We start from the raw sequence: 12,265 nt of genomic DNA, 5'->3' as shown, positions 1-12,265 counted from the left end.
CGTTGCGGATGCCGATCCCCTTTCGTTGTCCGGAAGACGGGTCGATCGAGGTCAATTTGGCTGTTGCGGCGCAGCGACTGAGTTGAAGCTTGTGTCGTTGACCGCCCCTTCATTGGCCAGGTCTGCGAGGCTGATCCGCATTTCGCGCAGCCATTCTTCGAATGATTCCTCACCGGCGATGTCGATTCCCTCGAGAAACTCCCCCGACGATCGGGCGATCACCTCCCGGCTCCGTATATCGACGTCGATCGCTTGCAGGTTAAGGCGGACGGTACGTGATGTCGCCTCGACCAGCGAGACCGACGCATCGGCGGTAAGCCTGCGAAGACCGTGAAGTTCGCGCCGAAGGCTCGCCTGAGCCTGACGTAGTTCCCGCGATCCCCAGAGCTTCGCCTGAATCCAAGCTCGCCATCGCTCGCCGGAATTGGCGCTCGCCAGTAGTCCAAGCAGCGCAATACCCTTCTTGCTGGTCACGTCGATCCGTTGCCCGTTCGGTGCTGTCAGCTGAAAGGCTCCCAAAAGCCGAAGCTGATAGCGACTCGTTCCGTTCACCCCCCAATCCCCTTTTTTCCGGTCCTCCCACAGGCCAAAAGCAAGCCTCTGAAATCCGGATAGGGTCTCGGTACGCGAATGAGCAACGCCGAATAACCACCCGACGAATTAATAACGCTGTGGAAACGTCTAGAAAACGTTCGAGTAACGCTGCGGGAACGCACAGATTGGCATCTGCATCCTGATCAATCGGGCGACCGGTCTGAATCAGGGGGAATGCTTCAGTATCTAATGAATCATCAGCAGATTTAACTGCCGCGCGCATTTCCATGCGCGGTCAGCCAATTCTCATACTCAGTCATACTCATAAGTAGAGGAATAATCATGACGACCAAATCCACTTCTCGGGCACGTCGCTTTGCAAAAGGCGCTCTGCTTGTTTCCGCGGCCTTCCCGATTTCGGCGCTTGTTATCGCGGGCAGCGCCCACGCCGAGCAGACGGTCGAAGTGAATGGTGCCGAAGCGGCGGTCAGTGTTCAGGCCAAGATCGATGCAGCCAAGGCGACGCCCGATCGCGATATCACGATCTCGGTGACCTCTAAGGGCGAAGTGACCGGTCCCGGAACGATCGGCATCACGCCTATCGCTGGGCAAGGCGATGGCGCAATCGGCTTCAGCAATGCTGGCAGCATCGGTGCGACCGACGCGACCGGGGCCGTGACCGACAATGTCGGGGTTGTGTTGAACGGGTCTTCCTCCAAGGCGGACAACAAGCTCGCAGCAAGCAACGCCGGTCTGATCACCGGCGGCTTTTCGGCGACCGGATTTGGCGGAACCGTGTCGCTTGATAACAGCGGCGCGATCCACAATGGGGTGACGCTCGCCGGCAAGGGCGACGTTTCGCTCGCCTCTTCGGGGTCGGTGCGTTCGGGCGATGTCCTCGTCGCGGCTGCGGGCACGCAGACGACCACCGTGTCGGGCGACACCACGACCAACAGCTTCGCGAGCGGCGATGTGACCGCGGCAGTGACCAACATCGCCAGCGCCGACGGCAAGACGAAGGGCAATGCGACTTTCTATTCCGAATATGGCGATGTCGACGCGACTGTTTCCGGTACGGCTGGTAACATCGTCGGCTATTCGGGCGGGACGCGCACGGTCGTAGCTACGAGCGTGGCGCCGCCGGCCGGAAAGACGACGGTCACCAACGACTATAGTGACACCTATGGTGCGACGAACGTCAATCTCACGACCACAAGCACGAGCGCGGTGGACGATATCGTCGGGGTGGCCAACGGTAATGTCGAAGTCGCGGTGGCTGGAAGCGTCGAAAATAATGTTCAGGCGGTTCCTCTTGGCAATAACAGCTTCGCAACCAAGACCACCGTTACCCTCGACGACAAGGGCGGCTTGCTCGAGGAGGTCCAGACGTCCGGCGGCGGCGCCGTCGCGGGCAATTCGACCATCGATATCGCCGCGACCGGAAAGGTCGGAGGTTTCGCGCGCGCGGTAGCGACGCGGGACGCGTCGATCAGCAACGCCGGTGAGGTAGAAGGCGCGCTTAACGCATTCGCTGGCAATGGCGGGCTGACGAGCAGCAATAGCAGCACCCGGACCGAGGACGGGCTGGGCGGCGTGCTCAAAAATGTGACGGCAAATTCGCTGACCAGCGCGATCGGTAGCGCATCGGTGAGTGTCGCTGGCACTGGTGTGGTCGGCGGCGGCGTGCAGGCCAGCGGCACCAAGGACGCAACGGTGGTTAACGCCGGTGCCATCGATGGTTCGGTGACCGCAAGCGCGGGCACCGGCAACGCCACGACGTCCAGTCAGGAACTGGTCTTCGACGGCAAGGGCAACATTCTCAGCAACGCGACGACGTCGACCAGCACCCGGACCGCGGGCAATGCGTCGATCGATATCACCGAAACCGGCAAAGTTGGCGGCAATGTCGTCGCCACGGCGTCGAACAGCGCATCGGTCGTCAACGCCGGCGCCGTCGAAGGATCGGCTACGGTCAATGCGGGCACCGGCGGCTCGGCCTATGCGAACGAACGGCTCGTCAGCTATGACGGCAAGGGAAGTCAGATCAGCGACGTCTATAGCGAAAGCTCGACCCACCTCGCTGGTGACGCAAGCGTGGATGTCGCCGCGACCGGCTCGATCGGCGGCGCGGTCAATGCTACGGCGACGGAAAATGTCACGATCGTCAACGCTGGCATGATCGGCAGCGGCGTGAACGCTTCGTCGTCGGGTAGCGACACGACCTACAGCTATTCCGAGCAGACGCCGACACCCGTGGTCGACGCGAAGGCGGGGACGACGACAAGCCAATATTCGGTGACTTCGGAATCGACCGCAACCGCAACCACCGGCGCGATCGACTTTACCAATTCGGCTGGCGGAACCGTCGGCTTCAATGGCGTTGGCAACGTCAACCTGACCGCCGGCGGGGACATCACGATCCTGAACCAGGGCGATGTCCGCGGTGCCACCTATGCGCAAAGCACTGGCGGCAAGTCGGTGAGCAGCTCGTCCTACAGCACGACCAGCATCGACGATGGCAAGGGTGGTAGCAGCTTCACCGAGCAGGATACGCAAAGCACCTCCTATGTGTCGACGGGCGGCAGCGTGACCGGCACCTATGCCGGTGCGAACGGCACGCTGAATTTCTCGCCGGCCGCAATCGGTAACGTCACCCAGGTCGCCGATCAGGCGAGCACGGTGACAATCACCGGTGCGGTGCTCGGGAATGTGAGCTCGGTTGCTGGTAATGCAGGCGTGGCGAGTTCTTCGTCTGAAACCAGCGGCAAGGGCACGACGATTGTTGACGTCGACGGCACGGGTTCCTTCACTGGTGGGTATAGCGAAAGCTCCGAGACGACCGCGATCAGCGGTGGCGACAGCAAGGTCGTAGTGTCCGGGAAGGTTGCGCGCAGCAACGCTGGCGGTTCGGCGGGTGTCTACTCGCAGGGAACCAACTCGTCGACTGTGGCGATCAGCGGCTCGGTCGAGGACGATGTGGCCAGTAATGCGACTGGCGCAACCGCGAACGTGACCGAGGAATCGGGCAGCGTCGCCCAGACGATCACCGAGGGCGTCTATGTGACCGACACGCTGGCCGGGAAATACAGCAGCACGTCAGTGGTCACCGACGGTGCGAGCTCGGTTACGATTACCGGCAAGGCCACCGCGAACCAGGATACGGTTGGCGGCAACGTCGATGTGAATGGTGTCAAATCCGCATCGGCCGAGGTCGCCAGCAAGGCGGTCGTCGGCGGTAACTTGACTGTCAACGCCGCTAACGGCACCGACAGCCAGACGACTCTTGAGCGCAGCTATGTACGTGATGCCGAGACGGGTGTCGCAACGGCTACCGAAACGCAGAGTGTTTCCTACGGTGCCTCCGCGGCACAGGGTGATGCGTCGGCAACGATCGCAGGAGCCGTCGAAGGCGGCACCTATGCGACGGCTGGTCGCGGCGATGCGACGGTCACGCTCACGGGTGTGTCGGAAGACTATGTCTCCGCTGTCGCCTCGGGGAGTGTCACCAGCGTCGAGATCGAGCGGACATGGACCGGTAAATCCGATTCGGCGTCGGATAACTTCGGGACGCTGGTCGGCAGCCTGGCTGGGCGCACGCTCGAAGAAAGCGTGACGACCGAGACCACAGCCGTCGGCGGCAAGGCAAGCGTGCTTGTCGATTCGGCGCAGGCGCTCAAGGACAAGGCCGTCTCGGCAACCGAATCGGTCTATGCTTTCGGCATCGAGGGCGCGACGGTCACGGTGACCGCAGGTTCGATCATCGACGGCAGTGTCGAAGCGCAGAGTGCTGCCTTCAATACTGTCCAGACCAGCACCAAGAGCGATGACGGCAAGGGAACGGTAAATCTGTCGAGCACGACAACGACGACAATTGTCGGCGGTCCGGCAGTCGTCAGCAATGCCGGCATCATTACCGAAGATGTCAGCGCCATCAGCGCGACGTCGGCGACGGTGACCAACACCGGACGGATCGGCGATGCGGACTCTGTCGATGACGTCTTGGCCTCGGCGATCGTGATCGGCTCGAATTCGAGCAGCGAAACGACAAACTTCGGCAAAGCATCGCTGCAGACGGTGACCGAAACTTTCACTCCGGTCGTCGCGCTCGGCAAGGCCAGCGTAACGAACGCGCCGGGTGCGGTCATCGTCGGCAATGTTGCCATCGAAGGCGGCGAGGGTACGCTGACGAACAATGGCACGATTGGCGGGACCACGATCTTCGGTCGCAACATCGATACCGCTTCCGTCACCGAGGTTCGCACCGACACGACGACCGAAACCAGCTATGCGCCAGGCGTGGAATTGCTGGCCCAGACCTACACGGCCAATCAGAACGGCGTTTCGGGCGGCTTCGTGGTTACCGGCGGTCTCGACAATGATCCGACCGGCGAAGGAGCGGTGAAGACCAGCGACGTCAACGCGACGATCAATCTGAACTCGGGTTCGGCGACGCTCGGCAGCATCTTCGGCGAAATCGACGAAGATGGTAACCGCACCACAAATACCACGGTCAATCTGAATGGCTCGGGCTTCCTCGGAGCCGACGCCATCCTCTACCCGAACCAGAAATGGCCGGTCGGGAGCGACAAGCCCAACCAGGTCCTGTCCTTGGGCAAGGATGCGCAGGAGCTCTTCGGCGGCTCGAACTATCAGGTCCGGGTGATCGGCATCGAAACGCTGAACAAGGAAGGTGCCGGCACCTTCGTGATTAACGGCGCCGAATATGTCCCGGCCGTGCCGGGAGGCGAACCGATCTACACGCTCGACGTAGGCAACTTCAACATCAAGGCGGGTGAAGTCCAGCTCACCACGAGTGATTTCGAGGGCGCGGAATTCGGGATCCGCGGTAACGTCAATAACGCCGCAACGCTCGTGATCGGCCGCCGCATCACGCCGGGACAGAATCTCTTCGGGAACAATCTGGTCGGACAGACCGAGCTGATCGACGGGATCACCGTCAATCAGGTCGGCAATTTCAACCAGACCGCGACGGGTACGACCGTCGTCGGGATCACGCCGACGCTGGTTCGCGTATACCGCAGCGAAGTCAGCGACGGCTCCGTCCTGCCCGAGCCCCTGGGTCCGGTGGTCGGCGGCGTTTATGTCGGCTACTTCACCACCCCGGAACTGGCGGGGATCGATGTCGATCCGTCGCAGGTGAACATTACGGGTGACCTCAATCTCGCAGGTACGGTGGCGGTCAACGTCTACCGCGACAGCCTCTATGCCGATGGCGACGGCTATACGCTGTTCACCTACACCGGGACGGGTGCTGTTTCGGCCGACGCCACGCCAACGCTGACGTCGCCCTATGTCGGGTTCGAACTCGTCCACGACGCGGCGACGAAGGAAGTCCGGCTGGAAGTGACCCGGTCGAGCTACACTGCCGGTGCGACCAACCCCAACGCCCAGGCAGCGGCGGCCGGCCTCGACTCCGCGCTGGCCTCGGCGGTGACCCGCATCCGCACCGACGCGGCAGGCGGCGCAGGCTTCGGCTCGGTAACCGAGCTTGGCTATGCCCAGGATATCGCCAACGTCGCGACGGCGCTCGACTTCCGCCTCTCGGGGGATCAGGCAGCGCAGCTCTTCAACGAGCTGTCGTCGGGCGAGGTCTACGGCTCACTCGCGGCGGTCGACCAGAACGGGGTCTTCGGCCAGACGCTTGATATGTTGACCAATCGCCGTTCCTTCGGTGGCGATTTCGCGACCCAGCTGTGGCTCAACCCGGTCGGTCGCTGGGGCAAATATGGTGACGGCGACGCCTTTGGCGCTTCGGATATCCGCGCCAACAGCTACGGTCTCGCCGGCGGCCTCGACTTCGCCTATGCGCCCGATGGTGCCTTCGGCTTTGGCGGTGCCTATGCCGAGCATGACATCGCCGCGCGCGGCACGCCGGAAGCGGTCGATGGCCGCACCTGGACTGTCGGTGCCTATGTCACGCAAGGCTTCGGACCGATCTACGCCAATGCCAAAGTCGCCTTCGGCTGGACCAACTATGATGTGACCCGTACGATGAGCCTCCTGGCTCGAACGGCGGAAGCATCGGTCAATGCCAAGCAGCTCGATGCCAGCCTCGAATTGGGCTACGACTATCGCGCCGGCAGCCTGACGGTTACGCCCTACGGCAAGCTCGTCCTGCGTCGTTCGTCTCTGGAAGGCTTCACCGAAACCGGTGCAGGCGCGTTCAGCCTCGACGTCGACGGTCGCAAGAAGACGGTCTTCTCGCCCGTCATCGGCGTCAAGATCGGAACGGAAACCGAACTCTCGGATACCGTCACGCTTCGTCCCTTCGCCCGGGCTTCCTACACCTTCCAGGGGAATCTCCCGAACGACGTCAGCGTTCGTTATGTCGGCGGCGGAGACTCGTTCGTCCTGCGCGGGGTGGAGCCGGACAGCTTCGGGGCGGTCGAAGCCGGATTCGAAGCAAAGATGGCCGAACGCCTGAACCTGTTCTTCTCCGGGAGCCAGACCTTCGGCGGAGATAACAAGGTGACGGGCCTCAGGGGCGGTGTGACGTTCCAGTTCTGAAACCAATAATAGTCCACTGGGAACCCTCGGGGGCGTGTCGGTGGCGCGCCCCCTTCTTTTTGGAGAGTTGAAATGTGGAACGCCGGCTATGTTTCAGAGGTCGATTACATCTACGGCTATTTCTCCGAACTTGCCCCTATCCGGCTCGAGTTCGCGCTTCTTTCGCGCGGTATCTCGCATGATGTCGGTGACCGTCCGAATTATCTCGAACTTGGATTCGGCCAGGGACTGTCGCTGAATATCAATGCGGCAACCTCCTCCGGACAGTTCTACGGTACTGACTTCAACCCGTCGCAGGCGGCCTATACCGCTCAAGTGGCCCGCGCCGGCGGGAAACCGATCCGCATATTCGACGACAGCTTCGAAGAGTTTGCGCGCCGCAGCGACCTGCCGCAGTTCGACATCATCGTTCTGCACGGAATCTGGTCATGGGTTTCGGAAGACGCGAGGCAGGCTATCGTCGATGTTGTACGAACAAATCTGAAACCGGGAGGAATCCTCTACGTCAGCTACAATTGTAAGCCCGGCTGGTCGCCGATTGAGCCCTTGCGGCATCTTCTCAATCTTCATGCGGCGAAAGCCGCGACCGGCGGATTGATTTCGCGGGTCGGCGAGTCACTCGATTTCGCGCAGCGGCTTGTCGACACCAATTCGGGGTACTTCGCGCAATATCCGGCGATCGGCGAAATGGTGAAATCGATTGGCAAGCTCGATCGGAATTATGTCTCACACGAATATTTCAACCGGCACTGGCTCCCGGAGTCCTTTTCCGAGGTCTCGGCGAGGCTTGCCGAGGCGAAGATGGATTTTGCCGCGTCGGCGAGCTTGATCGATAATATGCCGGGTCTCGGCGTGCCCGCGCACTGCCAGGATCTTCTTGCTGGAATATCGGACCTCGCGCTTTACGAGACGACGAGAGATTATCTGGTCAATCGGCAGTTTCGCCGCGATATCTATGTCAAAGGCAAGCGACATCTGACCGGAGCCGAGGTAGCAGACCGGCTCGAAGCGTATAATTTCCTTGCTCTCGCCGATGCTGAAGAGCTGCCACTTTCGCTCGCCACCGCCGCCGGGTCGGCGACGTTACGCGAAGACATCTACAAGCCGGTATGGACCGCAATACGGTCGGCGGCTGGCGAACTCATTTCCTTCTCGAAGCTCTGTGAGACCGTCACCGCCGATGGGATTTCGCGAACGCAACTGGCCGAGGCACTTTTCGTGCTCACTGGACGGGGCGATTTAGCGCCAGCCACCCGATCCGCCGACCCAGACGGCGATGTTGCTGCATCCGTGGCCCTGAACCACGAATTATGCCGTCGATCCAAATATATGGCAGGCGCAAGCAGTCTCGCGGCGCCGCGCATTGGGGCGGCTGTGACCGTCGGGCGGGTCCAGCAGCTTGTGCTGCTCGCCCTTTGGGAAGGCGAGAAGGATATCGATGGGGCAGTCTGGAATTGGCTTTCGGCGCAGAATGAAAGATTGATGCGCGAGGGCAATGTCCTGGAGACCGAGGAAGAAAATCTCGGAGAAATCAGGAAGATTCGCGCGGACGTCGAAGAACGGCTGCTTCCCCTGCTCGAGCGATTGGGAGCATGTCCAGTTGCTTGAGGTCGAGGCCGGGATCAATATGGACCGCATCGGCGATATGCCCGATGCTGCGCGCGTTCTCGTCGTTGATAATCACGCGGTTACGCATCTCGGCCTGCGCCTTCTCTTTGCCGCCGATCTCCGTTACCAGGTCATCGGCTGCCTTCAGCGTGGTATGCTCGTTGGGGCTTTTCTCGCTTCGGAAGCGGTGGACCTCATCATTCTCGATCTGCAACTGCCGGATACCAGAGGCGTCAATGTCGTTGCCGAACTGATCGGAGCGCATGACATGACGGTGGTTATCCTCACCGGAGCGGCAAGCTTTGCGGAGGTTGATTACGCGATGCGACTGGGCGTACGGGCCGTCGTCAGCAAGGCCGATGCGACAAGGGAAATCCTTGCGGCATGCGACGCCGCGCTGTCGGGAGATACTTATATATCATCTGCGATGAAGACGTCGCTTGCCGGTTTCTCGCCTCCTGCCATCACCCTGTCGGCCCGTCAGATGGCAATCCTGCATTTTCTCGCCGAAGGAGCGTCCAACAAGGAAATTTCGGGGCGCTTGGCGATCGCCGCGCCGACGGTCTCCTTCCATCTCTCTGAGTTGATGCGAAGGCTCGAGGTCCGGAGCGACAGTGCCATTATCCCGCGCGCGCGTGAATGGAACCTATTGTGAGCGCGATCAGGCTTGGCGATGCCGGATCGGGCTCATTTTGAGCCCGAGAGGACGCTAAGGATTTGGAACCCTAAAGAATTTCTAGGTGGAAGCGCGGTAAATACGTTATAATCTATGATAACAATGCGGAAGACGAAACCGTCATTCCGCGGGTGGGCGCATCATCAGTGGGTCGAGTGAAGGAACGGAAATTCCGTTCCGGCAGGACATTTGTCGTGCTCGTTCGATTGCTTTGGGGGATGTTTGGTGCCGCATTCAGTTGCTCGGAAGAAGTTTGAAGGATTTGTCGACGATTGTCAGTTCGTCGAACGCCATCGCGGTGACGTCGTCAAGCTGACGCATCCAGCGCCGCGCTATCGCCTTTCCTTTTTGGGTGCCTTCCGCCTGACTGCGCCCGATGGGCAGCGTCTGGAAATAACCAGCAAGAAGTCGATTGCGCTGCTGGCACTTCTGTCGACAGCAGAAACAGGAGAGCGCTGGCGGTCCTGGATACAGGAAAGATTGTGGGGCTCCCTCGATCTCCAACAGGCCCAAGCAGGTCTTCGCCGGGAACTGCACCGCTTGCGCAAACTGACTAACGGCTTTGGAATTCCTTTGCTGCAGAGCGACTTTCGGGCTGTGCGGCTTAACCTCCCTTTTGTCGAATCGGACGTTCGGCGTGAAGTGAGCGACACCGCCTATGGTGGCGAATTTCTCGAGGGTCTCGATATCCCAGGTGAAGAATCTTTCGAAGACTGGCTCCGCGACATGAGAAGCAATTACTTCGATAGTGTTCAGGCGGGTGACGGGGAGAGTTCGGTCGACAGCTTGTTTCTGACCGCTCACGCTGGGGCAGAAAGATCCATCGGAGATGCGATGACTCCAACCGGCAACGCATGTGATCATGGAGATTTCGCTGCCCGTTAAGATGGCGGACGTTCGGCCGGCAGATTGCCGGCATGTTGGTGTCGCCACATGGGGCATCGAGCCCTGAAACATTGGTCGCGCGGCCGGATCTAACGGAAACATCAACCGCCGAGCGGTCTGCGTGATGCAGCCAGCCCGCTTCTGATCATGGGGATTCGCCACTAAACCGTACTAGTTGTCAGCTTCTGTCTGTGGGCGAAGCGCCTATACTGCAACGCTCGGACCGATCGATGTGAAGCGCTTTGCAGTGGTGTCACGTAGGGCCCGCGATATCTGCTCTCGATAAGCAGGGAGTCTTTCCATTCGTCCGGGCTTCCGGCGATAATTGATGACCTTTGCCATGCATTTCCTGCTATGAGGAGAGACCATTAATATGGCGGTTATTCGAAAGACGCTTTTATCGCCTTGAAAAGGATGAGAAGCGCATGGCGTTTAGCACGGTAGCAGGCCGCATCACGATCGGCGGCGTATCGGTGACTACCGGTGCGCCGGGATCAGTTTGGTATCTCCGAACTCTCAGCGCGCTGGAGCATATTTACAATTCATCATCCTTGGCCGCCGTTGCGATAGAGCATTGGCTTGAAACTAACCCCGAAAGAAATATTGAAATTATACTTAGTAATTACAAAGAATCTCTGTTGAGAGGAAGCGGAATTGTCAATTTGTCGAGTTTCATTGACGGGAAAAATGGATCAAAATATTTTCAATCTGATTTAGATCCAGAATTTGTTGATTATTTGTGTGATTCATTAGGTAACGCTGTAACTTCATTAAAATGGCGCGTTTTGGATTAATTATTTCTATTATATTTTTATTTTCCTACTTCATTTTCTTCGGGTGCACAGCCGGCTGCAAGTCCATTTTCGGCGAACTCACGGCTCGCGCCTCTGCGGTGCCGCGGTTGAGTTACCAAAACTCGCGGCATCGGCGAAATGCTGTTGAAAGAACTCGCGAGCGTTGGTGATTGCATAGCAGCGCTTGCTGGTTCAGGATGACAAGTCTTAGGATGACAGGCATCGGCGACACGGAAGGTCTCAAACAGGCTTCGCCTGCTAAAGAAGTCGCTGGTGAAGCGACAGGCAACCTTGACACGGATGCCGTCTACGGGGCGGAAGAAAGCTTCGGAGCAAGCTTGCGCCGCATGCGCCGCGCGAGCGGGTTGACGGCGTCGGAGTTCGCGACGGCCGTTGGCGTGAGCGTTCCAGCTGTTTGCAACTGGGAGCTGGGTCATGCCCGCCCTAGGCCAAAGCGCCTCGCGAGGATTGCAGATGTGCTGGGCGTGAATAGCTGCGATCTTGTCGGGTCTTCCCGAACCGGCACGTTGACCGAGACGGTAAGCCGGGTCCGTTTGGAAATTGCCCAGCTTGCGGGCGTTGCGCCCGAGCGAGTGAAAATATATATCGAACTGTAGGCGCAGCTTCGCATCGTTGCCTTTGACAATCCGTCATAGTGCGACGCAGAAAGTTCAGGAAAGCTCCAGTTTTCCGTCTGCTTCCTGACTGGCATCGGGCGAATAATGAAAATGCCGGCGCGCAAGATTTGGGGATGTAGGATTGTCGCATTGAAGCGCCCAGCTGGTCTGCCCGAAGGAAAACCGCCGCCGAACCCGTATCGTGAATTCTTGTTCTGGTCGATCTTCGCCCTCGTCGCGTTGCTGATGGCCGCCAATCTGTGGAGCGTGCTAAACGGGAGTGGCTGGAGTTTCTGATTCTCGAAAAGGTGACCGGTTGGAGAGAAATCGGCAACCACCGTTACAGAATCGTTCCAATACCGTTGAGATCGCTGTTGAGCGTGAGAGACGCGTGCAGGACTTTATCTGCGTCTTTTCTCCACGATACCGTAACATGGTTGACTCTCCGAGATAACAAGAGCAGCGAATGCGGGGTCGTTTCAGAGGGATTCGCAAAATGGCGGATGATGATCGCTACCAATATTCCTGGCGACAGACGACACTTTTCTTTCCCCGCTTTGGGAGAGTGATTACAAGTAGTGGATTGCGGATCCGCTTGCTGATGCCGGGTGACTATTTGACCC

Annotated in this window: 8 protein-coding genes; 7 read left to right on the top strand and 1 reads right to left on the bottom strand. The window is 59.4% G+C overall.

Annotated elements, in window-relative coordinates:
- Positions 1–51: 51 nt before the first annotated feature.
- On the bottom strand, positions 52–474 hold the full coding sequence (locus AN936_RS18175; RefSeq protein ID WP_149037712.1) for a hypothetical protein: 423 nt from the start codon (positions 472–474) through the stop codon (positions 52–54).
- 402 nt (positions 475–876) lie between these two features.
- On the opposite strand from AN936_RS18175, the gene AN936_RS18170 reads away from it, so the two are divergent.
- From AN936_RS18170 to AN936_RS25130, 7 genes are all read left to right on the top strand, one after another.
- Positions 877–7,062 (top strand): autotransporter domain-containing protein, encoded by a 6,186-nt coding sequence (locus AN936_RS18170; protein WP_054589313.1) that lies wholly within the window; start codon positions 877–879, stop codon positions 7,060–7,062.
- 72 nt (positions 7,063–7,134) lie between these two features.
- A complete protein-coding gene (locus AN936_RS18165) occupies positions 7,135–8,670 on the top strand; it encodes a class I SAM-dependent methyltransferase (protein ID WP_054589312.1) in 1,536 nt (511 codons plus the stop codon).
- Entirely contained in the window at positions 8,663–9,325 is a 663-nt protein-coding gene (locus AN936_RS18160) for a LuxR C-terminal-related transcriptional regulator (RefSeq protein WP_054589311.1), read from the top strand. The genes AN936_RS18165 and AN936_RS18160 overlap by 8 nt, the downstream gene beginning before the upstream one ends.
- A 246-nt stretch (positions 9,326–9,571) precedes the next feature.
- Complete coding sequence (locus tag AN936_RS24795; RefSeq protein WP_149037711.1) at positions 9,572–10,231, top strand: AfsR/SARP family transcriptional regulator; 660 nt, start codon at positions 9,572–9,574, stop codon at positions 10,229–10,231.
- 425 nt (positions 10,232–10,656) lie between these two features.
- Entirely contained in the window at positions 10,657–11,025 is a 369-nt protein-coding gene (locus tag AN936_RS24790; protein ID WP_149037710.1) for a hypothetical protein, read from the top strand.
- Between the two features lie 212 nt (positions 11,026–11,237).
- Positions 11,238–11,642 carry a helix-turn-helix domain-containing protein gene (locus AN936_RS18150; protein WP_054589309.1) on the top strand — a complete coding sequence of 135 codons (405 nt, stop codon included), beginning with the start codon at positions 11,238–11,240 and terminating at the stop codon, positions 11,640–11,642.
- Between the two features lie 150 nt (positions 11,643–11,792).
- Complete coding sequence (locus AN936_RS25130; protein ID WP_158500115.1) at positions 11,793–11,939, top strand: hypothetical protein; 147 nt, start codon at positions 11,793–11,795, stop codon at positions 11,937–11,939.
- Positions 11,940–12,265: the final 326 nt, after the last annotated feature.

The sequence above is a fragment of the Sphingopyxis macrogoltabida genome (genome assembly GCF_001307295.1).
Classification (GTDB): domain Bacteria; phylum Pseudomonadota; class Alphaproteobacteria; order Sphingomonadales; family Sphingomonadaceae; genus Sphingopyxis; species Sphingopyxis macrogoltabida_B.
This window is presented reverse-complemented; position numbering and strand designations above follow the sequence as displayed.

Coding starts and splice junctions, on each gene's coding strand:
- AN936_RS18170 (WP_054589313.1), top strand. CDS start 877: ATGACGACCAAATCCACTTCTCGGGCACGTCGCTTTGCAAAAGGCGCT.
- AN936_RS18165 (WP_054589312.1), top strand. CDS start 7,135: ATGTGGAACGCCGGCTATGTTTCAGAGGTCGATTACATCTACGGCTAT.
- AN936_RS24790 (WP_149037710.1), top strand. CDS start 10,657: ATGGCGTTTAGCACGGTAGCAGGCCGCATCACGATCGGCGGCGTATCG.
- AN936_RS18150 (WP_054589309.1), top strand. CDS start 11,238: ATGACAGGCATCGGCGACACGGAAGGTCTCAAACAGGCTTCGCCTGCT.